The sequence below is a fragment of the Nocardia sp. NPDC058176 genome, assembly GCF_042883805.1.
In the GTDB taxonomy this organism is placed as follows: domain Bacteria; phylum Actinomycetota; class Actinomycetes; order Mycobacteriales; family Mycobacteriaceae; genus Nocardia.
On record NZ_JBHVVA010000008.1, the window covers coordinates 100,759 to 123,923 of the forward strand.

24 protein-coding genes are annotated in these 23,165 nt (G+C 69.2%); 7 read left to right on the top strand and 17 right to left on the bottom strand.

The window, feature by feature from the left end; all coding sequences use genetic code 11:
* Positions 1–5: 5 nt before the first annotated feature.
* Positions 6–1,211 (bottom strand): dephospho-CoA kinase, encoded by a 1,206-nt coding sequence (gene coaE, locus ACFVVM_RS30175; RefSeq protein WP_387625232.1) that lies wholly within the window; start codon positions 1,209–1,211, stop codon positions 6–8.
* Between the two features lie 149 nt (positions 1,212–1,360).
* Between coaE and ACFVVM_RS30180 the strand changes: the two genes are divergently transcribed.
* On the top strand, positions 1,361–1,573 hold the full coding sequence (locus tag ACFVVM_RS30180; protein WP_387625234.1) for a hypothetical protein: 213 nt from the start codon (positions 1,361–1,363) through the stop codon (positions 1,571–1,573).
* A 155-nt stretch (positions 1,574–1,728) separates the two neighbouring features.
* Here the strand turns inward: ACFVVM_RS30180 and rpsA are convergent, their stop codons facing one another.
* The gene (rpsA, locus tag ACFVVM_RS30185) at positions 1,729–3,201 is read right to left on the bottom strand and encodes a 30S ribosomal protein S1 (protein WP_387625236.1); all 1,473 of its coding nucleotides are present in this window, start codon (positions 3,199–3,201) and stop codon (positions 1,729–1,731) included.
* Between the two features lie 285 nt (positions 3,202–3,486).
* Between rpsA and ACFVVM_RS30190 the strand changes: the two genes are divergently transcribed.
* Complete coding sequence (locus ACFVVM_RS30190; protein WP_387625238.1) at positions 3,487–4,341, top strand: class I SAM-dependent methyltransferase; 855 nt, start codon at positions 3,487–3,489, stop codon at positions 4,339–4,341.
* Here the strand turns inward: ACFVVM_RS30190 and ACFVVM_RS30195 are convergent.
* Together ACFVVM_RS30195 and ACFVVM_RS30200 are read right to left on the bottom strand one after the other, a co-directional pair.
* Complete coding sequence (locus tag ACFVVM_RS30195; RefSeq protein ID WP_387625240.1) at positions 4,338–4,892, bottom strand: hypothetical protein; 555 nt, start codon at positions 4,890–4,892, stop codon at positions 4,338–4,340. The genes ACFVVM_RS30190 and ACFVVM_RS30195 overlap by 4 nt on opposite strands.
* Positions 4,893–5,092: 200 nt before the next feature.
* Positions 5,093–5,962, bottom strand: a complete 870-nt coding sequence (locus tag ACFVVM_RS30200; protein WP_387625242.1) for an NAD-dependent epimerase/dehydratase family protein — start codon at positions 5,960–5,962, stop codon at positions 5,093–5,095.
* A 112-nt stretch (positions 5,963–6,074) separates the two neighbouring features.
* Here ACFVVM_RS30200 and ACFVVM_RS30205 point away from each other — a divergent pair, with 112 nt between their 5' ends.
* Positions 6,075–6,722, top strand: a complete 648-nt coding sequence (locus tag ACFVVM_RS30205; protein ID WP_387625244.1) for a TetR/AcrR family transcriptional regulator — start codon at positions 6,075–6,077, stop codon at positions 6,720–6,722.
* A gap of 35 nt (positions 6,723–6,757) precedes the next feature.
* Here ACFVVM_RS30205 and ACFVVM_RS30210 read toward each other — a convergent pair whose 3' ends face one another.
* From ACFVVM_RS30210 to ACFVVM_RS30220, 3 genes are all read right to left on the bottom strand, one after another.
* Positions 6,758–6,928 carry a hypothetical protein gene (locus ACFVVM_RS30210; RefSeq protein WP_387625246.1) on the bottom strand — a complete coding sequence of 57 codons (171 nt, stop codon included), beginning with the start codon at positions 6,926–6,928 and terminating at the stop codon, positions 6,758–6,760.
* Between the two features lie 10 nt (positions 6,929–6,938).
* Positions 6,939–7,826 carry an SPFH domain-containing protein gene (locus tag ACFVVM_RS30215; RefSeq protein WP_387625248.1) on the bottom strand — a complete coding sequence of 296 codons (888 nt, stop codon included), beginning with the start codon at positions 7,824–7,826 and terminating at the stop codon, positions 6,939–6,941.
* A gap of 93 nt (positions 7,827–7,919) precedes the next feature.
* Entirely contained in the window at positions 7,920–9,272 is a 1,353-nt protein-coding gene (locus ACFVVM_RS30220) for an FAD-binding oxidoreductase (RefSeq protein WP_387625250.1), read from the bottom strand.
* Positions 9,273–9,343: 71 nt separating this feature from the next.
* Here ACFVVM_RS30220 and ACFVVM_RS30225 point away from each other — a divergent pair, with 71 nt between their 5' ends.
* Entirely contained in the window at positions 9,344–10,258 is a 915-nt protein-coding gene (locus tag ACFVVM_RS30225) for a LysR family transcriptional regulator (RefSeq protein WP_387625252.1), read from the top strand.
* A gap of 78 nt (positions 10,259–10,336) precedes the next feature.
* On the opposite strand, the gene ACFVVM_RS30230 is transcribed toward ACFVVM_RS30225, so the two are convergent.
* Positions 10,337–10,798, bottom strand: coding sequence for an ABA4-like family protein (locus tag ACFVVM_RS30230; RefSeq protein ID WP_387625254.1), 462 nt, complete (start codon positions 10,796–10,798; stop codon positions 10,337–10,339).
* Positions 10,795–11,745: a hypothetical protein gene (locus ACFVVM_RS30235; RefSeq protein ID WP_387625256.1), complete on the bottom strand. Its 951-nt coding sequence runs from the start codon at positions 11,743–11,745 to the stop codon at positions 10,795–10,797. The genes ACFVVM_RS30230 and ACFVVM_RS30235 overlap by 4 nt, the downstream gene beginning before the upstream one ends.
* A 101-nt stretch (positions 11,746–11,846) precedes the next feature.
* On the opposite strand from ACFVVM_RS30235, the gene ACFVVM_RS30240 reads away from it, so the two are divergent.
* Positions 11,847–12,488 carry a MerR family transcriptional regulator gene (locus ACFVVM_RS30240; protein ID WP_387625258.1) on the top strand — a complete coding sequence of 214 codons (642 nt, stop codon included), beginning with the start codon at positions 11,847–11,849 and terminating at the stop codon, positions 12,486–12,488.
* A 48-nt stretch (positions 12,489–12,536) separates the two neighbouring features.
* Here ACFVVM_RS30240 and ACFVVM_RS30245 read toward each other — a convergent pair whose 3' ends face one another.
* The 4 genes from ACFVVM_RS30245 to ACFVVM_RS30260 all read right to left on the bottom strand — a co-directional run bounded on the left by ACFVVM_RS30245 (position 12,537) and on the right by ACFVVM_RS30260 (position 16,364).
* Positions 12,537–13,289 carry an amino acid ABC transporter ATP-binding protein gene (locus ACFVVM_RS30245; protein WP_387625460.1) on the bottom strand — a complete coding sequence of 251 codons (753 nt, stop codon included), beginning with the start codon at positions 13,287–13,289 and terminating at the stop codon, positions 12,537–12,539.
* Positions 13,290–13,312: 23 nt separating this feature from the next.
* The gene (locus ACFVVM_RS30250) at positions 13,313–14,251 is read right to left on the bottom strand and encodes an ABC transporter permease subunit (RefSeq protein ID WP_387625260.1); all 939 of its coding nucleotides are present in this window, start codon (positions 14,249–14,251) and stop codon (positions 13,313–13,315) included.
* 1 nt (position 14,252) lies between these two features.
* Complete coding sequence (locus ACFVVM_RS30255) at positions 14,253–15,158, bottom strand: ABC transporter substrate-binding protein (RefSeq protein WP_387625262.1); 906 nt, start codon at positions 15,156–15,158, stop codon at positions 14,253–14,255.
* A 126-nt stretch (positions 15,159–15,284) separates the two neighbouring features.
* Positions 15,285–16,364 (bottom strand): isocitrate/isopropylmalate dehydrogenase family protein, encoded by a 1,080-nt coding sequence (locus ACFVVM_RS30260; protein ID WP_387625264.1) that lies wholly within the window; start codon positions 16,362–16,364, stop codon positions 15,285–15,287.
* A gap of 142 nt (positions 16,365–16,506) precedes the next feature.
* Here ACFVVM_RS30260 and trxA point away from each other — a divergent pair, with 142 nt between their 5' ends.
* Positions 16,507–16,881, top strand: a complete 375-nt coding sequence (gene trxA, locus ACFVVM_RS30265; protein WP_387625266.1) for a thioredoxin — start codon at positions 16,507–16,509, stop codon at positions 16,879–16,881.
* Positions 16,882–16,945: 64 nt separating this feature from the next.
* On the opposite strand, the gene ACFVVM_RS30270 is transcribed toward trxA, so the two are convergent.
* Positions 16,946–17,368: a 2-keto-3-deoxygluconate kinase gene (locus ACFVVM_RS30270; protein ID WP_387625268.1), complete on the bottom strand. Its 423-nt coding sequence runs from the start codon at positions 17,366–17,368 to the stop codon at positions 16,946–16,948.
* Positions 17,369–17,738: 370 nt separating this feature from the next.
* On the opposite strand from ACFVVM_RS30270, the gene ACFVVM_RS30275 reads away from it, so the two are divergent.
* Positions 17,739–17,858, top strand: a complete 120-nt coding sequence (locus ACFVVM_RS30275; protein ID WP_387625270.1) for a DUF6191 domain-containing protein — start codon at positions 17,739–17,741, stop codon at positions 17,856–17,858.
* A 114-nt stretch (positions 17,859–17,972) separates the two neighbouring features.
* Here the strand turns inward: ACFVVM_RS30275 and ACFVVM_RS30280 are convergent, their stop codons facing one another.
* The 3 genes from ACFVVM_RS30280 to polA form a co-directional block, all read right to left on the bottom strand.
* On the bottom strand, positions 17,973–18,743 hold the full coding sequence (locus ACFVVM_RS30280; RefSeq protein WP_387625272.1) for an acyl-[acyl-carrier-protein] thioesterase: 771 nt from the start codon (positions 18,741–18,743) through the stop codon (positions 17,973–17,975).
* Positions 18,744–18,856: 113 nt separating this feature from the next.
* Positions 18,857–20,209, bottom strand: coding sequence for a glycosyltransferase (locus tag ACFVVM_RS30285; RefSeq protein WP_387625274.1), 1,353 nt, complete (start codon positions 20,207–20,209; stop codon positions 18,857–18,859).
* 212 nt (positions 20,210–20,421) lie between these two features.
* A complete protein-coding gene (gene polA, locus ACFVVM_RS30290; RefSeq protein ID WP_387625276.1) occupies positions 20,422–23,154 on the bottom strand; it encodes a DNA polymerase I in 2,733 nt (910 codons plus the stop codon).
* Between the last annotated feature and the right edge of the window lie 11 nt (positions 23,155–23,165).

Sequence of the window (23,165 nt, forward strand, 5' to 3'; positions counted from 1 at the left end):
CGGGGTCACGCGCGGGCGCGAGCCCACTCGGTGACCTTGGGGTACACCGCGTCGAACCAGGGTTCCTTCACCGCGTAATACGCCTCACCCGCGGCCTCGCCGGCCTTGTCCGCCGCGGCCCGCTCGGCCTCGCGCTTGATCGCCAGGTACTCCGCGCGGGCACCCTCCTCGGCCCGCAACCAGTCCCGCAGGTCGAGGGCGAAGCGCTGGCCGGGCGAATCCTGCACGCGCAGATGGATGTTCGCCGGGCGTGCCGGATCGGCGTTGCCGTGCAGGCGTTTTCCCCACAGGGCGAGGTCGGTGCCCGCCGGATCGGTCGCGGTCGGCTTCGGATTGTCGTGGGTGATCCCGGTCGCCACCGGAAATCCGGCCGCGGCCAACGGATCCGCGAGCGATTCGGCGGTCGCCAGGTCGGCCACCGTCACCTGGATGTCGATGATGTCCTTGGCGGGCAGCCCGTTCACCGCGGTCGACCCGACATGGTCGATGCGCACCGCCGAGGCACCGCAGGCCAGGTGCAGGCGGGCGATGATCCGGCGCGCCTGCACCGCCCACTCGTGCTCGTGCGGCACCAGCCGGTAGCCGGCCCGCGCGCGGACACCCTCGCGCGCGTTGCGCTCGAACGGGACGAGCCGCTGCTCCCACAGCGTGCGCACCTGGGCCTCGACCTCGCCGGGTGCCCCGTTGTTGTCCAGCCAGACATCGGCGACCGCGCAGCGCTGCTCGTCGGTGGCCTGCGCGGCGATCCTGGCCTTGGCGTCGGCCTCGTCGACCCCGCGCAGCTCCACCAGCCGGTGCAGCCGGGTCTCGACGTCGGCGCCGACCACGACGACGAGCTGCATCAGCGGGGCGAGCCCGTTCTCGACCAGCAGCGGAATGTCCTGCACCACGACGGCGTCGGCGGGGGCCGCGCCGATCAGCTCGGCGGTGCGGGCGCCGACCAGCGGATGGACGATGGCGTTGAGCTTGCCGCGCGCCTCGTCGTCGGCGAAGGCCACCGCGGCCAGCGCGGGCCGATCCAGGCTGCCGTCCGCGGCCAGGATCCCGTCGCCGAAGGTCTCGACCAGCGCGGTCAGGCCCGGCGTGCCGGGGGCGACGACCTCACGGGCGATCGCATCGGAGTCGATCAGCACCGCCCCGAGCTCGACGAGGCTGCGCGCCACTGTGGATTTTCCCGCTCCCATGCCTCCGGTGAGGCCGATCCGCAACATGGGCCCAGTCTCGCATCCCGCCCGGCGCCGCGGCGACATATTTCCGACACGCCCAAGGGTCGACCACCGCACAATGCGGCGTCGGGCGCGTCGCGTCGATTAATGTTCCCCCACGGCGAGAAGGCCAGCACGACTACCGAAGGATGAGCATGGGTACCAGAGATCACCGGACGGCTCGCCACCGCCTCGGGATGCCCGGTGGTGTGCACTGCACCGAATTCCCCGCCGTCGCCGCGACCCTCGCCGAATACCGCCGATCCTGGTTCACGGCCCTGCTCTCCCCCGCCCGGCACAGCTTCGCCGCGATGCGCAAGCGCACCGGCATGGCCTCGACCTACTGGGTCCCCGCCGCCGCGAACTGATCGGCGGGCGAAAGCCCTGCTCCCCCACCAAGACCGAACGCACCGGGCCGTATCCACGGCCCGGTGCGTCTGTGTGTGCGTGGCGGCGACACCCCGGAAATGGCCGAAGGCCCTGGTCCGTGTGGACCAGGGCCTTCGGTACTGCTCTACCCGAATCAGGCGTTGCCGGAGAGCTTCTCCCGCAGAGCCGCGAGCTGGGCGTCGCTGGCGAGCGAGCCACCGGTGGACTCGGCCGGGCCGGAGGAGGCCTGCGGAGCGCCACTCTCGGAGGAGTAGTTGCCCGAGGCGGGTCCGCCGTTGGCGGCCTCGGCGGCAGCGTCGGCTGCCATCTTCTCCATCTGAGCCGTGTGCATCTTGTGGCGACGCTCGGCCTCGGCGTAGCGGCCTTCCCACTCCTCGCGGACCTTGTCCGAACCCTCGAGCCATTCGTTGGTCTCGGGATCGAAGCCCTCGGGGAAGATGTAGTTGCCCGCATCGTCGTAGCTGTCGGCCATGCCGTACTTCGACGGGTCGAACTCGGCGTGGTAGTCCTCGTTCGCCTGCTTCAGCGACAGCGAGATCCGGCGACGCTCGAGGTCGATGTCGATGACCTTGACCATCGCGTCGTCGCCGACGGCAACGACCTGGTCCGGGACCTCGACGTGGCGCTCGGCCAGCTCCGAGATGTGCACCAGGCCCTCGATGCCCTCTTCGACGCGCACGAAGGCACCGAAGGGAACCAGCTTGGTGACCTTGCCGGGCACGATCTGGCCGATGGCGTGGGTCCGGGCGAACTGACGCCACGGGTCTTCCTGGGTCGCCTTGAGCGAGAGGGAGACGCGCTCGCGGTCCAGATCGACGTCGAGGACCTCGACGGTGACCTCGTTGCCGACCTCGACGACCTCGGACGGGTGGTCGATGTGCTTCCAGGACAGCTCGGAGACGTGCACCAGGCCGTCGACGCCACCCAGGTCCACGAAGGCACCGAAGTTGACGATCGAGGAGACCACACCCTTGCGGACCTGGCCCTTCTGCAGCTGGTGCAGGAATTCGGAACGAACCTCGGACTGGGTCTGCTCGAGCCAGGCGCGACGCGACAGAACCACGTTGTTGCGGTTCTTGTCGAGCTCGATGATCTTGGCCTCGATCTCCTTGCCGACGTACGGCTGGAGGTCGCGGACACGACGCATCTCGACGAGCGAGGCGGGCAGGAAGCCACGGAGGCCGATGTCGAGGATCAGGCCGCCCTTGACGACCTCGATGACGGTGCCCTTGACGGCCTCGTCCTTCTCCTTGAGCTCCTCGATCGTGCCCCACGCGCGCTCGTACTGCGCCCGCTTCTTCGACAGGATCAGGCGGCCTTCCTTGTCCTCCTTGGTGAGAACCAGGGCCTCGACCTCATCGCCCACGGAAACGACCTCGTTGGGGTCGACATCGTGCTTGATGGAGAGTTCACGGGAGGGGATGACGCCTTCGGTCTTGTAACCGATGTCGAGCAGAACCTCGTCACGATCGACCTTGACGATGGTGCCCTCGACGATGTCTCCATCGTTGAAGTACTTGATCGTGGCGTCGATGGCGGCGAGGAAGTCCTCGGCGGAGCCGATGTCGTTGACGGCTACCTGCGGCGAGGTGACGGTGGTGGGCATATGTGGGTTTGCTCCGGACGGATTGTGGTCGGTTGCGGACATTGGAACTTTCGGTACGCTGCGAGATCACCGCGACGAGGCGACGAAGGATACTGGGAAAGTATCGCACGGACCGCCACACTTGCTGGTGATGGAACTCAGCACGGGCGACTCCGTCATCGGATACCGTACGCATTCAACCCCGGCGCACAGTGTTCCTCGAAAGACACTCGCGTGCCTCAGCGTACGCGAACCCCGCCGAGCCGGGCAAACCACCCCCCGCGCCACGCCGATACCCTGTTCGGCGTGTCCGACGACGAACGCCACGCGCAGGCCAACGCGCTGCTGGGGACCTCAGCCACCACCCGAACCAAGATCGGTTCGCGCGACAGCGAGCGCGCGAACCGGCGCTGGTGGGACGCCGACGCCGATCAGTACCACCAGACCCACGCCGATTTCCTCGGTGTGGACTCCCCCGGCGGCGAGTTCGTGTGGTGCCCGGAGGGCCTGCACGAGGGTGACATGGGCTTTCTCGGTGATCTGGCCGGCAAGTCGGTGCTCGAGATCGGCTGTGGTTCGGCGCCGTGCTCGCGCTGGCTGGCCGGGCAGGGCGCGCGTCCGGTGGGCCTCGACGTCTCGATGGGCATGCTCGAGCGTGGTGTCGCCGCGATGGATCAGGGCGGACCGCGGGTGCCGCTGGTGCAGGCGGGCGCCGAGGCCCTGCCGTTCGCCGACGCCTCGTTCGATCTGGCGTGCTCGGCCTTCGGCGGCGTCCCGTTCGTGGCCGATTCGGCGCTGGTGATGCGCGAGGTGGCGCGGGTGCTGCGGCCGGGCGGGCGCTGGGTGTTCTCGGTCAACCACCCGATGCGCTGGATCTTCCCCGACGATCCCGGCGAGAAGGGCCTCGTCGCGCAGATCCCCTATTTCGATCGCACTCCTTATGTAGAGGTCGACGGCGACGGCGTGCCGACCTATGTCGAGCACCATCGCACGATCGGTGACCGGGTCCGCGAGATCGTCGGCGCCGGGCTGACCCTGGTCGACATCGTCGAACCCGACTGGCCGGAGTGGCTGGACCGCGAGTGGGGTCAGTGGTCGCCGCTGCGCGGGCAGATCTTCCCCGGCACCGCCATCTTCATCAGCGAGAAGGCCAGCGCCTAGAACTCCGGCAGGGCCGCGAAGGACGGGTCGACGCGCACGTTCGGCACCGTGTCGGCGATCCACCGTCGCGTTCTGGTCAGGGCGTGGTCGGGGAACTCGAGGTCGAACTCGACGTCGTCGGAGCGCAGATAGGGCAGGCGCCCGCGCAGGCCGGGCGCGTACGGGTGCGGCGGGCACATCTGCTCGCGCCGGAACCGGCGGCCGACCGTGGCCTCCCGCTCGCCGGGTATCCCGGTCTCGGGGCAGATGATCTGGAACACCGCCGAGCACCGATCCTTGGGAACCACGATCGAGGCCGCGAAGACCAGTTCCCCGCGCTGCCCCGGCAGCAGTGTCTTCTCCACCCGCAGCAGCGCGGGCAGCTGGTCGACCCAGACCACGAAGGCCTCGATCAGACAGCCGGTCCTCGCATGGTGCTCGGCCAACCGCTTGCGCAGCCGTTTCAGATCGTGCAGCCGCGCGGGCAGATCGGGCGCGCCGTTGACATAGGTCAACGCGACGACATCACGAGTGGCCGGATTCCCCCAGGTCGTGTTGTCCAACTGCTGCATTCCAGGAATGTCGAACGAGATGGGCACCGATCCAACTTACCGGCGTCGTCGAGTTCGGTTGCCCCAGAGCGCGCCTGGGGCGCGTCACCCAGGCAGAAATGCGCTCCTCGACCAAGTCGACCAGCCAGGATTGGTGACCGGTCACCATGGCCCGCCCATGCGCCGTCGCCACCACGGTGGCCGGCGCCGCGCATCCCGGATCAGTTCGCGGCGAGGTCCTCGAGCAAGCCCGGCCGCGACGGCACCCAGCCGAGATCCGCCCGAGCCTTGGCCGAGCCGGCGACCTGGTCGAGCATGAACGCTTCGACCAGGACACTCCAGTACTGCTGAGCCGCAGTGGGATCCCAGCGCTCGATCCGGGCGCCCACCCGGGCGGCGACGACCTTCGCCGCGTCACGGACCAACACCGAGTCCTCGTTCGTGCCCAGGTAGACCGAACCGCCGGGCGCGGACTCCACCGCCGAGGCGTAGAGCTCGCCGAGGTCGTCGGCGTGCACCACCGACCAGCGGTTGGAGCCGTCGCCGAGGTGGCGGATCACGGTGCCGTCCGCATCCTCCTGCGGACTCAGCAGCATCGGCACGTAGCCGCGGCCATCTCCGTAGACCAGGCCGGGCCGGATTCGCACGGTACGCACACCCCGCTCGGCGGCGGCGTCGACGAGGACCTGCTCCAGCGCGGGCCGCCAGGCGACCACCATCGGCGGCGCGAACGGCGAGACCTCGGTGGCCGGCTCGTCACCGGTATCGCCGTGCAGCCACAGGCCGCTGGTGTAGACCAGCGCCTTGCCGGTGCCCTGGAAGGCCGACAGCAGCGACTCGACGACGATTCCGTCCAGCTCACCGGCGCGTTCGTCATTGCTCGACGCGGCATGAACGGCGGCATCGACCCGCGCGGCGGTGGCAGACAACGCGCTCGGGTCGAACAGGTCGGCGACCAGCGGCTCGACACCCTCGGGCACCGGACGGCCGGGCGCGGTCACGGTGCCGACGACGGTGTGCCCGCGCCCGCGCAGCGCCCGCGCCACCGCACTCCCGATGGTGCCCGAAACGCCGGTAACAAGAACTCGCATGGAGTGCTCCTCAACTCGGTACACGTCAATTTCTATCAACGTTAGAAATTGACGGTAGAGCCGATCCGCGGCATTGTCTACCCTTGTTAGAAAATGACCGAGGAGTAGCGCCGTGCCCCCAGAAGGAAAGCGGATCAAAGGGTCCGCCTGTGCGCGAGCCGAGGCTCGCGAGCAGCTCAGGGCCGAGCTGCTGACCGCGGCGCGCGCGATCGCGACCGAGTCCGACGGTTTCGACGGCATCACCATGCGCTCCGTCGCGGACCGGGTCGGCTATACCGTGCCGATCGTCTACCAGTACTTCGCCGGCAAACGCGCGCTGCTGCTGGATCTGGTGGATGTCGGATTCACCGAGCTCGCCGAGCACCTCGATCGCGCCCGGTGCCCGACGATCCAGCAGCGCGAAGGCGGCCTGCTCCCGGCGACCGCGATGGCCTATTGGCAGTTCGCCATGGCCGACCCGCACCTCTACCGCCTCATGCACACCCTGCCGGAGGTTCCGTTCGGCACCGCCGACACGTCCGCGCCCGCGCGCGCGTGTTTCGAGGCGTTACGTCGGGCGGTCGCCCCGGAGCCCGGCCGGCAGGTGCACGAGTGGGCCCACGACGAGGACGCCGCGGCCGATCTGCTGTGGGCCCAGCTGCACGGGCTGGTCGGTCTGGTACTCGACGGCCGCGTCAAGGGCGGCGGAGAGCGTGGCCGACTCCTGCTCGCTGATCTGACCCGGCTGTTCGGCTCCCCCACGGCGACCGCGTCCGGCTGAGCCGAGTCAACGCGATCGGGCCGACCCGACGTAGCTCAGTCCCGCTTGGGCTTTCGTCCCGCCTGCTCCAACGCCAGGCGCAGCGCGTACTCGATTTGGGAGTTCACGCTGCGCAGGTCGTCGGCCGCCCACTTGGCGATGGCCTCGTGGACGGCCGGGTCGAGCCGGACCAGGACCTTTTTGGGTTCCTTCTTCGGCGCGGTCATCGAAGGACCCTCAGGAGTAGAGGGATCCGGTGTTGACGACCGGCTGGACCGCGCGGTCGCTGCACAGGACCACGAGCAGGTTCGAGACCATGGTGGCCTTGCGTTCCTCGTCGAGTTCCACGGTGCCGGCCGCGGTGAGCTGGTCCAGGGCGAGGCCGACCATGCTGACCGCGCCTTCCACGATGTGGGTGCGGGCGGCGACGACCTGGGCCGCCTGCTGGCGGACCAGCATCGCCTGGGCGATCTCGGGGGCGTAGGCCAGGTGGGTGATCCGGGCCTCGATCACCTCGATGCCCGCGGTGAGGGTGCGTTCGCGCAGTTCGACGGTGAGTTCCTCGGCCACCTCGGCGCCGTCGCGCAGGCTGGTGCGCTCGTCGTCGTGGGCGTCGTAGGGGTGGGTCGTGGCGAGGTGGCGCACCGCGGCCTCGGACTGGGTCTCGACGTACTCCTCGTAGTCGTCGACGGCGAAGGCCGCCTTGAAGCTGTCGACCACCTTGTAGACCACGACGGCCGCGATCTCGACCGGATTGCCGTCGGCGTCGTTGACCTTGAGCTTCTGGGTCTCGAAGTTGCGCACCCGCAACGAGATCGACTTGCGGTCCGACAGCGGCACCACCGAGAAGAACCCGGGCTCACTGACCGAGCCGATGTAGCGGCCGAAGAAGGTGACGACCTTGGCCTCGTTGGGGTTGACGATGATCAGCCCGGTGGCGGCCAGCGCCAGCGCCACCACGACGACGGTGGCGGCGATGGCCCCGACCAGGGTCGCCGGACCACCGTTGTGCTGCGAGAACGAGATGAATGCCAGCGTGGCGGCGGCACCGAACAACAGGGTGAGCGCCAGCCACCCCAGCAAGACGAAGAATCCGTTGACGCGGAATGCGGACCGCAGCTCCATGACATCCTCCCGATATCTGAGTGATATCACTACGATAGCGGAGGCCGACAGGCGACACAAGCTCGGACAATCCGGACAACGACACTGCCCGTTCTAGGCGATGGTGCGGTTGAGCCGGAACATGGTGTGCGGGTCGTACTTCGACTTCAGCGCGCGCAGCCGGGCGTAGGTCTCGGGCGCGTATCCGGCCGCGGTCTGCGCCGCGTCTGCCGCGGCGCCAGCACCGTAGAGAAAGTTCAGACTGTGCCCGATCGTCCACGGCACCAAGGCTTCCCGGACGGCAGCCAGCCCGGCGGGCGCCTGATCCCCCTCCCCCGCGCCGGTGATCACGCGCACCACGTACTCGGCGTCGCGATGATCGACCGCGATGCCGTCGCCGCGCCGCAGGGCACCGCCGAGGTGACGAACGTCGATCACCGCGTCCACCGGCCCGCCGGGCGCGGTCTGCGCGCGCAGTGCCGACAGCGCCGCCGGGGTGAGATCGTCGAGCAGCGCGTTGGTCGCGGCGTAGGCATGCGGAAAGTCCGGATCGCTGTGGATGGCGTGCGATTCGGTGTAGGGCATGGTGCGCAGGTCGTCGCGCAGCCGGTCGCCGAGGGCGCGCAGCGGTGCCACCAGTCGCTCGCCATCCTCGGCCGGTCCGTCGAAGGCGATGCGGATCGAGGCGACGTGCCTGCCGCGCAGCGGCTGCGGGACCGGCGGGATGTCGGGGAAGGTCAGCACGGCGATGCTGGAGGTGAGGGTCTCGGGCACGGTCGCGGTCCACTGGCGCCACGCGTCGAGCGCCTCGTCGACCAGGTCGGTGTCGAACATCAGTTGACCGCCGTAGAGCTCGGTGACGGCGACGAGCCCGAGCTCCAGGCCGGTCACGACACCGAAATTGCCGCCGGTACCGAGGACCGCGCCGAACAACTCGTCGCCGGGGACGAGCGTGCGCATCCGGCCGTCGGCGGTCACCAGGTCGATCGAGCGCACATGGTCGGCGGCGTAGCCGAATTCGCGGGCCAGCAGGCCGAGTCCGCCGCCGAGTACATATCCGGTGACGCCCACCGAGAGCGAGGAGCCGTTGAGCGGCGCCAGCCCGTGCCGCGCCGCCGCCTCGATCAGCGCACCGGCCCTGACCCCGGCGCCGATGCGCGCGGTGCGGGCCTGCGGGTCGATGGTGATCGTGTCCATGCGGCCGGTGGTGACGAGTACCCCACCGTCGGCGGCCACCGAGAGGCCGTGGCCGGTGGCCTGCACGGCCACCGGAAGTCCGTGCCGGGCCGCGTATTCCACGGCGGCACGCACGTCTTCGGCGTGCACGGCACCGACGACCAGGGCGGGGCGGTGGGTGTAGGCGGTCTGGAATCCGGCGATCTCCTCGGCGTAGCCGGGATCGCCGGGGTTGAACACCGGGCCGGTGAAGCGGGCGGAATCGAGGGTGTCGGTCGCGTTGTCTGTCATGTCTTCGACGGTGCCCGCCGTAGAGGAAGAAGTACAACAGATAGTTCTTCTGAAACCTATAATCACCAGTTATGGAATTGCGGCAGCTGCGGTACTTCGTGACGGTGGTCGACGAAGGCGGGTTCACCAGGGCCGCCGAGCGCCTGCACCTGACCCAGCCGGGCCTGAGCGCCCAGATCCGTCAGCTCGAACGCGAACTCGGCCAGCGCCTGCTCGACCGTGGCGCCCGCGCGGTGACGCCCACCGAGGTCGGCACCGCGGTGCTCGCCCATGCCCGCGCGGCACTGGCCGCCGCCGACCGGATCGCCGAGACGGTGCAGGAGTTCACCGGCCTCCTGCGCGGACACGTCCGGCTCGGCGTGATCTCCGGCGCCGCCACCGAGGAGTTCGACGTGGCGGGCATCCTGGCCGATTTTCACGACGATCACCCCGGGGTCGGGATCAGCCTCACCGAGGACACCGCCGAGAACATGCTGGCCGCCGTCGAACGCGATGAACTCGACATCGCGCTGATCGGACTGTCCGGCGCGCCGACCGGTCCCGGCCTCGGGGTCCAGGTCGTGCTGGAAACTCCGGTCGTGGCCGCGGTCGCCCTCGACACACCGGTCGATCCGGCCGAATCGGCGGGCACGATCCCCTTGTCCGCGCTCGCCGACCGCCGTCTCATCTGCCTGCCGCGCGGAACCGGCCTGCGCGGGGTGTTCGAACGATCCTGCGCCGCCGCCGGTTTCACCCCGCAGGTGGCCTTCGAGGCCGCCGCTCCCCCGCTGCTGCTCCGCCTGGCCGCCCGCGGCCTCGGCACCGCACTCGTGCCCGCGCTCACCGACGCGGAAGCCGCCGCGTTCGGCGTCCGCGTGCTCGGCGTCGTCGACCCGGTCGTCCGCGGCCGTCTCGCCCTGGTCTGGCGCGCGGATCGACCGGGCAGCCCAGCCGCGAAAGTGCTTCTCGGCCAACTACGCATCGCGCTCGGCCCCGGCCAACAGTGAATACCGATCGGATCGAGGGAGCCCAGGCGCCGTGCTCCCCGGTGCGCGGAGGCCGGGGACGGCTCCGCGAGGGAGGGGCTAGGCAGTCACCGGATCCGCCTGTGCCACCCGCGAATTCCCGGCGGGGGCGCGCCCTGCCACCTCGCGCACCAGCAGGTACACCGGGAACACGATGGGCGACAACATGATCGTGCCGAGCAGGATCGGTCCCATCAGCAGCGGGTGGATGTCGCGGGCGCGACTGTCGAGGTAGACCCAGCGCCCGAGGAACAGGTCCCAGGCGATGATCTGTGCCCACAGCGCGGTCAGGATGGCCGGGTCGGCCGCGGCCTCGGTGATCCCGGCCAGCGACGGGGAACTCACCATCGACCAGAACGTGTCGAGTACCGGGATGGTGACGACGGCCCAGATCACCAGCGCCGGTGCGACGATCCACGGCGAGGAGATGATGGTGCGGGTGTGGCGCCAGGTGGGGGCGAAGATCATCAGTGCCCAGAACGGGACGACGGCGTAGAAGACCAGGTCGAACAGGGTGCTCATGCGGTGACTGCCTTTCGGACGGTGGTCGCGCTCGCGACCGAGATCAGTACTCCGACAACGACTCCGGTGAGAATCGCCGCCGCGGCGGTGAGGGTGGCGCGGTCGGGATGGATGAGCGGCTGTCCACGCAGCGCCTGCCAGGTGAGCAGGGCCAGCGTCGCGGCGTACCCGGCGGACACGGTCAGGATCAGACCGAGCCGCACCCGCAGCGACCGCAGCAGGGGGACGCGCGGCGCGAGGACCACCAGCAGGGCGGCCAGCAGCGGCAGCACCTGCAGGGCGTGCATGCCGAAGAAGTGCGGGATGCGCAGGTCACCGTCGGTGGTGCTCCATCCGGTCAACGGCATGCCCGGCGTGCCGTCGGGCGCGCCGACGGTGTGCGCGCCGATGATCCCCTCCACCCCGGAATCCCGCCGCGTCATCAGCTGCCCCAGGGCGAGGCCCGCCAGGGTGATCGCGAGCCCGAGCCGGATCGACCAGCTGATCGCGAGATCACCGATGCGCGTCACCGCGAGCCGGATGCCGATCACCAGGGTCGCCAGGAACAGCACGATGATGGTGACCCCCATCGTGATCCAGAGGGTGGTGTCGAGCGAGGTGGCGGTGTTGAAGTGGCTGCGCAGGCCGCGCATCACCTGTCCGACGATGATCACCTGCTCGATCGTGCCCGCGATCACGATCACCGTGGCCATCCGCCCGACGAGCCGGGAAGCCTTGGGCCGCAAGGCGATCAGCCAGGCCAGCGCCAGGCTGTAGAGCACGAACGAGACGGCGAACTTCAGCGGCTTGAACCAGGCGGCCGATCCGGCGATGACGCGGTCGTCGACCAGCATGCCGACCACCGCGACGACGGCGAGCACGGCGTTGGCGGCGGCGAAGTACAGCAGCGGGCGATGCAGTGGAGCGCGCCTGCGGGGCAGCGCGTCGAGAGCGGTCAGGACGGACATATGAATCTCCCCTAGATAGATAGTCCTACTATCCGTTATGGATAGTTAGACTATCTGCGACAGACTCGATGGGCAAGAGGGGAAACGACAACGGAGGCGGCGTGCGGATCTCGGAGTTGAGCGAACGCAGTGGAATCGCGGTGGCGACGATCAAGTACTACCTGCGCGAAGGACTGCTGCCCGCGGGCGAACGCACCAGCCCCAACCAGGCCAGCTACGGCGAGGACCACCTGCGCAGGCTGCGCCTGATCCGCGCGATGATCGAGGTGGGCGGGCTGCCGGTGGCCACGGTCGGCGAGGTGCTCGCCGCGGTCGACTCCCCGGAGCTGTCGATGTTCAAGCTCCTCGGGGTGGTGCAGGGCAGCCTGTCCGCGCCCGCGTCCGCGGCGCCGGAGACCGAATGGGACCGCGCGTATGCGACGGTGCGCGCGGAGATGGACCGGCGCGGCTGGGACATGAAACCGAGCCGTCCCGCCATCGAGACACTCACCTCGGTGCTCGTGCGCCTGGCTCAGCTCGGCTACGCGGACTGGGGCACCACCGCGCTACCCAGCTTCTTCGACGGCGCACGCACGATCGCCGAGAACGACGTGGCGACGGCGCTGGCCGCGGGCGGGCGCGAGGACATCATCGACGCGGTCGTGGTGCTGACAGTGCTCGGCGACACCGCCGTCGCCGCCATCCGCCGCATCGCCCAGGCCCAGGTCTCCCTCGAACTCCTGGCCGGGAACCGGCCCGAGTGAACGAGAAACGGCCCCGCGATCACCGCGGGGCCGTTTTCGTGTGTGCGCTCAGAGCAGCCGGGAAAGGAATGCTTTCGTGCGTTCCTCCTGCGGGTTGGCCAGCAGCTCGCGCGGCGGGCCCGATTCCACGACCACACCCCCGTCCATGAACACCAGCTCGTCGGCGACCTCGCGGGCGAAGCCCATCTCGTGGGTCACCACGAGCATGGTCATGCCCGAGTCGGCGAGCTCACGCATAACGGTGAGCACCTCGCCGACCAGCTCGGGATCCAGTGCCGAGGTCGGCTCGTCGAACAGCATCAGCTTGGGATCCATCGCCAGCGCCCGCGCGATCGCGACGCGCTGCTGCTGACCGCCGGAGAGCTGCGCCGGATAGGCATTGCGTTTGGGCCCGAGGCCAACCCGGTCGAGCAACTCCTCGGCCCGCTTGATCGCCTCCGCCTTGCGGATGCCGCGCACCTGGGTCGGCGCCTCGATCACGTTCTCCAGCGCCGTGCGGTGCGGGAACAGGTTGAAATGCTGGAACACCATGCCGATGTCGCGACGCTGGATCGCGGCATCGCGCGGATGCATCTCGTAGAGCTTGCCGTTCTTCTCCCGGTAGCCGACGAGTTCGCCGTCGACGTAGAGCCGGCCCGCGTTCACCTGTTCCAAATGGTTGATGCAGCGCAGGAACGTCGACTTGCCCGAGCCCGACGGCCCGACCAGGCACAGCACCTTGCCGCGCTGCACCTCGAGCGAGACGCCCTTGAGCACCTTCAGCGCACCGAAGTTCTTGCACACCCGGTCGGCCAGCACCATCGGCGGTGTGGTCACTGCTTCGGTCATTTCGCCTTCACCGCCGCCTGCGCCGTCGCCAGTTCCTGCAGCTGCTTGGCCGTCAGCTGCCGGGTGGCACCGCGCGAGTAGTAGCGCTCCAAGTAGTACTGCCCGACCATGAGCACACTGGTGATCGCCAGGTACCAGGTGGCACAGACCAGCAGCAGCGGGATCGGCTGGAAGTTCACGCCGTAGATGTCACGCGCGCGTCCGAACAGGTCGGTACTGAGGGGAATGGCCGTGACCAGTGAGGTGGTCTTGAGCATGCCGATCAGCTCGTTGCCGGTCGGCGGGATGATCACCCGCATGGCCTGGGGCAATACCGTGCGGCGCATGGTCTGCGTCCACGACATGCCCAGCGCCACCGAGGCCTCGCGCTGCCCCTCGCCGACGGAGTTGATACCGGCACGCACGATCTCGGCCATGTAGGCGGCCTCGTTGAGACCCAGGCCGATCACCGCGAACAGGAACGCCGCCTGCAACTGCTGCACGTCCAGGTGGAAGAACTGCGGGCCGAACGGCACCCCGAGATCGATCTGCTTGTAGATCGAGGGGACCAGGCCCCAGAAGACCAACTGCACGAACACCGGAGTGCCGCGGAAGATCCACAGGTAGACCCACGCGGCGGTGCGAAGCACCGGATTCGGCGACAGGCGCATCACCGCGAGGACCGTGCCGAGGCTCACCGCGATCGCCATCGCGAGCACGGTGAGTTCCAGGGTGACGATCGCGCCCGCGGTGATCCGGCTGTCGAACAGGTACTTGCCGTAGGTGTCCCACCGGTAGGCGGGGTTCGTGGCCGCGCCGTAGGCGAACAATCCGACCAGGATCAGGATGATTGCCGCCGCGATCCAGCGGCCCGGCCTGCGCAGCGGGACCGCTTTGATCGGTTCGGGTTCGGTGCCCGGTCCGGGCACCTCCGCCTTGGTGAACTTCTCGGTCACGTCAGCTCACTGCGCCGTTGATCACCGAGGTCTCGATCTGACCTTCCTGCACACCCCAGTTCGTGGTGATCTCGCCGTACTGGCCGTTGTCGATCAGGTGCTGCACCGCCTTCTGCAGCGACACCGCCAGCGGCGAGCCCTTCGCCACGGCCCAGCCGTAGGGCGCGGAGTCGAACAGCGGGCCCGCGGCCTCGATCTTGCCGTCGCTCTGCTTGATCGCGTACGCGGTCACCGGGGAGTCGGCCGACATCGCGTCGACCTGACCGAGCACCAGCGCGTTGGTCGCGGCGCTCTGCTCGTCGAAGGCCTTCATATCGATGGCGGGCTTGCCCTCGGCGACGCACTTGGCGCTCTTGGCGGGAATCTCGTCGGTGTGCTCGACCGTAGTGGACTGTACGGCGACTTTCTTCCCACACGCATTGTTGGGATCGATCGCTTTACCGGTTTGCTGGGCCCACTGGATACCGGCGGAGAAATAGGTCGTGAAATCGACCTGCTGTTCACGTTCGCGCGAATCGGTGATCGAGGACATACCCACGTCGTAGGTGCCCGCCTGGACCGAGGGAATGATCTTCTCGAACGAGGATTCGACGTAGTCGACCGTCAGTCCGAGGGTGGCGGCGACCGCGTCGAACAGGTCGACGTCGAAGCCGACGATCTTGCCGCTGGCGTCCTTGTACTCGTTGGGCTGGTACGGCACGTTCACGCCGACCACGATCTTGCCTGCCTGCTTCACCTTGTCGGGAACGGTCGCGGCGAGCTCGTCGACCTTCTCCACCGACACCTTCGCCACCTCGGTGCCGTCGCCCTCGGTGTTCTCGGCACAGCCGGCCAGCACCAGGGCGCCGCCGGCGACGATACAGAGCGCGCGCACGGCACCGCGGCCGAGCACAGTTCGAACAGACAAAGGAGCCTCCACATTTCACGTCGACGCCGGCCACGTGTCAGCGCCTGTTTGGCAATGTATGCGAACCGGACACAGCGTGCAGAGACAGTAACCGAAGATTAATCAGCGAATGTGAAAGGGGTCCCTTCACCTCCGGTGCACGCGCGCTCTGACCTGCTCGGTGAATTCGCTGGTGGAAGCCAGGCCGCCCAGATCCGCGGTCGCGATTCCGGCCGCGAAAGTCGCCGCGACGGCCCGCTCGATCCGCTCGGCGGCATCGTGCACGGCATGGTCGCCGTCGCGAACGGCCAACCAGCGCAACAACATCGCCGCCGAGAGTTGCAGGGCGGCCGGATTGGCCCTGTTGTGCCCGGCCAGACCCGGCGCGGCACCGTGCACGGCCTGGGCCATCGCCTTGGTGTCGGAGCAGTTGAGCGAAGGGGCGAGCCCGAGCGAGCCGCTGAGTTCGCCCGCGAGGTCGGAGAGGATGTCGCCGAACAGGTTCTCGGCGACGATCACGTCATAGGCACCGGGCTCGCGAACCAGGTGCGCGGCCATCGCGTCGACGTGCTCGTCGTCGACGCGCACGTCGGGGTACTGCGTGGCCACCTCGTAGCAGACGTCACGGAACAGTCCGGTCGTCATCGGCAGGACGTTCGCCTTGTGCACCACGGTGACCCGCTTGCGACGGCCACGCGCCAGCCGCAGCGCCTGATGGGCGATCCGCTCACACGCCTGGCGGGTGATCACCGCGACCGCCATCGCCACGTCCGCGGTCGGCCGGAACTCCCCCGACCCGGCGAACATGTTGCGATCGGCGTAGAAGCCCTCGCTGTTCTCGCGCACGATCACCAGGTCGATGTCGGGCGCGGCGGCGCGGACACCGGCGAACGCGGCGGCGGGCCGGATGTTGGCGTAGAGCCCGAGCCGCTTGCGGATGGCGCCGCCGGGGGCCACCCGCAGGTCGGTGGGATAGGAGGCGTTGTCGTGCGGGCCGAGGATCCAGGCGTCGAGGTCCGCCAGCGCGACCATGGTCTGTTCGGGCAGCGGATCGCCATGGGCGGCGATCGCGTCGTGGCCCATCAGCAGCGGCACCCAGTCCACCGGCGCCAGGCCCGCCGCGCCGACCGCCTCGTCGACGACCGCGCGGGTCGCGGCGACCACCTCGGGGCCGATTCCGTCACCGTCGATCACACCGAGCCGCAGGCTCGCCTTCGCACCGTTCACCCCCACATCCTCGCGCCTGCCCCCGTCCCGACGCGCGTGCGGGGCACCCCGACACGCCGCATACGCCCCGTGATCGTGATCGGTGGAAGATAGAGGGAAGCCACGGCGTTACAGCCGAGGACACCGACAAGGAGAGGACGTCATGGCCACCCAGACGCTGACCCAGCAGAACTTCGACGACATCATCACCGGAAACGACGTGGTTCTCGTCGATTTCTGGGCTTCCTGGTGCGGCCCGTGCCGCAGTTTCGCCCCGACCTTCGAGTCCTCCTCGGACAAGCACCCCGATGTGGTGCACGGCAAGGTCGACACCGAGGCCGAGCAGGGGCTCGCCGCCGCCGCGAACATCCAGTCGATCCCGACCATCATGGCCTTCCGCGAGGGCGTGCTCGTGTTCGCCCAGCCGGGCGCGCTGCCGCCTGCCGCGCTCGAGGATCTGGTGACCCAGGTCAAGGGCCTCGACATGGACGAGGTACGCAAGCAGATCGCCGAGCAGCAGGCTTCGCCCGCCGAGTAGGCGACATCAAACGTCAAGGGCCCGTTCACCTTTCGCGGTGAACGGGCCCTTCGTTGTCACGTGGTCAGCGCGCGAGCAGGTTGACTCCGGCGATCATGGCGCGCACGGTCGATTCCGCACCGTCGTCGGCCATCGCCGCGGCCCAGCCGCGCCGGCCGTTGAACTCGCACTGCACGAAGGTGGCGGTGCCCGCCTCGGTGCGGCGCTGCCGGAACTGCAGGATCTCGAGGGGGTAGCCCTCGTCGTAGAGCGCGGAGGTCATGGCCGCCACGGGGCTGCCGGTGGCGATGACGGTGCGCAGGTGGTCGGCCAGTTCCAGGGTGACGGTGAAATCCGTTCCGGAACAAGACCATTCGCCGAGGGTGACCGGTCCGTCGATGCGGGTGTACCGGTCGAGGAACTCGGCGGGGTCGATGTCGATGAGCTCGGCGCGCAGCCCGGCGGGAGCGGCGGCGAGCAGGGCATGGTCCAGTGTCAGCAGTGTCATTGCAGGTGAGGTCTTCCCGAAGATCGTCTTCGTTGGCAGGTGGGACCAGCAGAACAATGAAAATCAGCCCGCAGCGAGGGGGCTGGTCCGAATCAGACCCCGCTACGGCGGGTTACTACGAGAAGAATCTGCCGGGTGGCCACCGGCGCGGTCTGCGCGGCAGCGGCCGCGCGGTCGCGGTCAGCGACAAGCAGCGCGGCAAGGCGGTCGGCGGGATTCGGCACGGGTTCGACAATAGGTCGATTGTCTCGAGATCGCAACCTGATAGACATCCGGAGTGTCTACCCGTGAGTACCATCACCCCAGCTCAGCCCCGGTGGGCCCGCGCACAGTTCGGCGCGGGGCTCGGTAGTGCGGTAATCTCCCCCGCTTGCACCTCGCCGCCCTGTTCCAGGGGTCCAAGCACCACGAGTTCGAGCAGCGGCAGAGCACCTTGATGCATCGGGAGACGCCTTCGGAGGGGCGCCGCCGCGCGATCGAGTGGATCTGACCGGCGGGTCGGCGCAGCTGGTGGCCCGGACGGGCGGTGATCGACCCGCCGAATTCCGTCAGCCGGTGGGTCCGGGCAGTACGGTGTCCGAGGGCTGAACCAGCGCCGGCACGCTCAGCTGGTCGCGCCGGGCAGGCGATCGACCGAGGCGAGGGCGCGCGCCGAGCCGTCGACGTCGAGTTGCAGGCGCAGGCCGTCGGCGCGCTGGGCGGTCCGGAGCGCGACCTTGTCGCCGATCATCACCGGGCCGACGTGTTCGACGATCGCGCGGTAGGGCAGTTCGTGGTGGGCGGGATGGGCGGCGAGGGTCTCCTCGACGGCTTCCCAGTAGACGGCGTTGTTGACGTGGCCGAGGCGGTCGACGTCGGTGACCCGCAGTGGGAACGGCACGGACTCGACCTCTGCGTCGTCGAGTTCGGTGAGGGCGGCGCGCCAGCGCAAGCGGTGCTCGGTGGTGCTGGCCAGCATGGGTGCCATGAACGCCTCGCTCATGCGGGCTGGTCGTCCGGCGACAGGGTCGATGTGGATGAGGAACGCCGCGGCCTCGATGTGGCCGCCGCGTTCGCCGCGTAGCTGAATGCGCATGTCGCACCAGCGATTCGACAGGGCGTCGGCCCAGCGGCGGAGGTGGACCCGGTCGCCGAACACGATCGGCTCGTAGACGTCGATGACGGTGCGGCGCACGATCCAGGCCTGGTGGGTGTCGCCGTCCTCCACCGCGTCGAGGTGATCGAAGCCGATGTCCTGCAGGTACCGGGCCACCGCGTCCAGGCGCAGCCGGTCCTGGCCGTCGGTGTCAGCGAGCCGCACCGGCCACGAGGCCGCGAAGGCGCGGGAGATATCGGGGCAGGCGGGCAGCGGGGTCGCGATGACATCGGCGGACATGGTGCTGATGCTGCCACATTTCCCGGGCGCTGCCCGATCACCGCGCACGACGCTGTGAGCCCGCACAGCGGCCCACCCGCGCGCGATGGCACCGGACTCCCGGCCGGGACTCCTCAGCGTGGGCCGATCCGGGATTCGACGAGGTCGGCGGCGCTCGAGACCGCCTTGTCCGGGGCGATCATGGCGGTGGCGAACGCGGCGGCACGCTCGCGGGCCTCCTCGGTGAGCAGGGCGGTGAGCTCGGTGTTGGCGAGATCTTCGGTCAGCGCCCCGATCCGTATCCCCGCGCCGACGCCGAGGGCACGGACGCGGTCGCCCCAGAACGGTTGATCGGCGGTGACCGCGCAGATCAGGGTGGGTAGTCCGGCGCGCAGGGTGGCGCCGGTGGTGCCCGCGCCACCGTGGTGGATCGCGGCGACGCAGTGCGGCAGTACCGACGAGTGGTCGACCGGTCCGGTGAAGTAGGCGTCCGGGTCGGCGGGGTCGGGGCCGCGCCGCTCCCCCACGGCGATCAGCGCCCGCACCCCGGCCCGGCGACAGGCACCGCGCAGGGTGTCCACCACGGCGTCAGGGTCGGTCAGCGGCATGCTGCCGAAGGAGATGAACACCGGGGGCGTGCCCGCGGCCAGCCAGCCCGCCAGCACGGGATCGTCGGCGGTGATCTCACCGAGCCCGGATCTGCTCTCGCGCGGCAGGTCGAGGAAACCCACCACCGGTTTGCGCTCGCCCCACTCCTCGACCAGGCCGGGAACCATCGCGGGATCGTAGGCCTGGATCTGCGGGACGCCCGCGCGGCGCAGGCGGCCGGGCAGCGGTGTGCGGGCGGGCGGCAGGCCGATCCGGCGGCGGAAGGAGTTCTCGTTCCAGCCGGTGGCCAGCCAGGTGACGCCGTCGGCGAGCTGCCAGGAGCGGCGCTTCCAGGTCGGCGACCAGTCCTCGGGCATGCCGGGGATCGCCCCGATCACGCCGTTCTCCGACATCGGGCCGTAGCGCAGCACCACCAGGGGCACACCGAGTCGTTCGGCGACGGCGAAGCCACGCTCCTGACACAGCGGCCCGACCACGAGCAGGTCGAATTCGCCCCGCGCGGCTGTAGCGTCTGCGGCCGAAGCACTCCCCGCCGAATCGACATCTCCGCCCGCTACAACGTCCGCGCGCAGGAACAGCTCACACAGATCCGCGTCGAAGGCCGCGAACCCCGCGCGCACGGTGTCGAACGCGAACTTCGCCCGCTGCAACGGATTCCGCCCCGACAGTGACTCCTTGGCCGCCGCCGACGTCCACGCCGTGTGCGTGTCCTTGCCGACCGCGACCACGTCGGTCACACCCGTGGCCTCGGCCAGCGCCACCAGATTCGGCGGCACCGCCACTGTCACCCGATGCCCGCGACGCTGCAGTTCCAGCGCCAGGCAGACACCCGGTTGAATATCTCCGCGACTGCCGTAGAACAGCATCGCAATACGCATGTCCACCCACCTGTCCAACCCCGACCCGGTTGTCCATCTCAGCGATCGTCACACATCCCGGCGCCGACCGCAGCGCCGCCGAACCACTGAACCCCCGGTACGGCGGCCCCGACCCCGGTCGCAGCTGGGATTCCGCGGCGCCGACCGACTGCACCACACCGCGCTGTCGACGGCGCCCCAGGCACCGGCGCTCGGTGTGGTGGCCGAATTCCTCAGTGCGCCGCCGAATCCCAGCTACGACCGGTGCCGACGGAGACGTCGAGCGGCACCGAGAGTTCGATGGCCGAGGACATCTCGTCGCGAGCCAGCGTCTCGAGTGCCTCGCGTTCACCCTCGGCGACCTCGAAGACGAGTTCGTCGTGGATCTGCAGCAGCATGCGCGAGCGCAGGCCCGCCTCGCGAATCGCGTTCTGCACGTTGATCATCGCGACCTTGATGATGTCGGCGGCGGTGCCCTGGATGGGGGCGTTGAGCGCCATGCGTTCGGCGGACTCGCGGCGCTGGCGGTTGCTGGAGTCCAGGTCGGGCAGGTAGCGGCGGCGGCCGAACAGGGTCTGGGTGTAGCCGACCTTGCGGGCCTGGTCGACGACATCGGCGAGGTAGTCGCGGATACCGCCGAAACGGTCGAAGTAGACGTCCATCTGCTCCTTGGCCTCGGCGGTGCTGATCTTGAGCTGGGCCGAGAGGCCATAGGAGCTCAGGCCGTAGGCCAGGCCGTAGGACATGGCCTTGATCCGGCGGCGCAGTTCGGGGCTCACCTCCGAGAGCGGGATGTCGAAGGCCTTGGACGCGACGAAGGTGTGCAGGTCCTCGCCGGAGTTGAACGCCTCGATCAGGCCCGCGTCACCGGAGAGGTGCGCCATGATCCGCATCTCGATCTGGCTGTAGTCCGCGGTCATCAGTTCGGCGTAGCCGGGGCCGACGACGAAGGTGTCGCGGATCTGGCGGCCGGTGTCGGTGCGGATCGGGATGTTCTGCAGGTTCGGCTCGGTCGAGGAGAGCCGGCCGGTGGCGGCGATGGTCTGGTTGAAGGTGGTGTGCACCCGGCCGTCGTCGGACACCGACTTGAGCAGCCCGTCGACGGTGACCTTGAGCCGGGTCGCGTCGCGATGGGCGAGCAGGTGTTCGAGGAAGGCGTGGCCGGTCTTCTCGAACAGCGATTCCAGCGCGTCGGCGTCGGTGGTGTAGCCGGTCTTGGTGCGCTTGGTCTTCGGCATGTCGAGCTCGTCGAACAGCACCACCTGCAGCTGCTTGGGCGAGCCCAGGTTGATCTGCTTGCCGATCACCTCGTAGGCGGAGTTCGCGGCCTCGGTGACCCGGTCGGCGAACTGGCGCTGCAGCGATTCGAGCTGGGCCACGTCGACGGCGATGCCGGCCTCCTCCAGCTCGCCGAGCACGCCGAGCAGGGGCAGTTCCATCTCGTCGAGCAGGGGCCGCGACTCGATCTGGGCCAGTTCGGCGTCGAGCGCGTCGGCCAGGTCGGCGACCGCACGGGCGCGCAGCATCTCCTCGCGGGCGATGTCGGCGGCGACGGTGTCCTCGTCGTCGAGCAGCGAGAGCTGCCCGTCGTCGCCGGTCTCGGCGCGCAGTTCGCGCTTGAGGTAGCGCAGCGACAGGTCGTCGAGGTTGAAACTGCGCTGGCCGGGGCGCACCAGGTAGGCCGCCAGCGCGGTGTCGCTGGTGAGCCCGGCCAGGGTGAAACCGCGCCCGCGCAGCGCGTGCCCGGCGGCCTTGGCCTCGTGCAGCGCCTTGGGCACGGCCGGGTCGGCCAGCCAGGCGGCCAGTGCGGTCTCGTCCTCGGGGGTGAGCACGGTGAGATCGATGTAGCCGCCCTCGCCGTCGGCGGCGGCGATGGCCAGCGCCCGCGCGTCACCGTGCACCGGGGTGCCGGTGCCGACGATCGAGAGACCGTGGCGCACACCGGCTTTCGCGTGCTCGGCCAGCCAGTCGGTGACCGCGCCCTGATCGAGGGCGCCGCCGCTGATCTCGAAGCCGGACTCGGCCTCGGGCTCGGGCGAACCGAGCGTCTCGAACAGCCGATCGCGCAGCACCCGGAATTCCAGGTCGTCGAAGAGCTGGTGGATCTTGTCCCGGTCCCACGGCGCCTTGGCCAGCTGGTCCGGGGTGTAGGGCAGCGGTACCTCGCGCACCATCTCGGTGAGCTGGCGGTTGAGTACCACGCTGGACAGGTTGGCGCGCAGCGAGTCGCCCACCTTGCCCTTCACCTGATCGACCTTGTCGACCAGGGTGGCCAGGTCGCCGTACTCGCGAATCCACTTGGCCGCGGTCTTCTCACCGACGCCCGGGATGCCCGGCAGGTTGTCGCTCGGGTCGCCGCGCAGGGCCGCGTAGTCCGGGTACTGCGCCGGGGTCAGCCCGTATTTGGTCTCCACCTCGGCCGGGGTGAACCTGGTCAGGTCCGAGACGCCCTTGCGCGGGTAGAGCACGGTGACATCGTCGTTCACCAACTGGATGGCATCGCGGTCACCGGTGACGATGAGCACCCGATACCCCTGGGCCACCGCCTGGGTGGTGAGGGTGGCGATCACATCGTCGGCCTCGTAGCCGTCGATCGCCATCACCGGGATACCCATCGCGCCGAGCACGTCCTTGGTGAGTTCGACCTGCCCGCGGAACTCGTCCGGGGTCGCACTGCGATTGGCCTTGTACTCCGGATACGCCTCGGTGCGAAAGGTCTTGCGCGAGACATCGAACGCCGCGGCCACATGGCTCGGCTTCTCGTCGCGCAGCAGATTGATCAGCATCGAGGTGAACCCGTACACCGCGTTGGTGGTCTGCCCCGTCACGGTCTTGAAGTTCTCCGCCGGTAGCGCGAAGAACGCGCGATAGGCGATCGAATGCCCGTCGAGCAGCAGCAGCGTAGGCCGCTCGCCCTCGCCGGGAGTGGTCGTTGTCGATGCCTGAGCAGTCGTCGGTGAACTCACCCGAGTGAGTC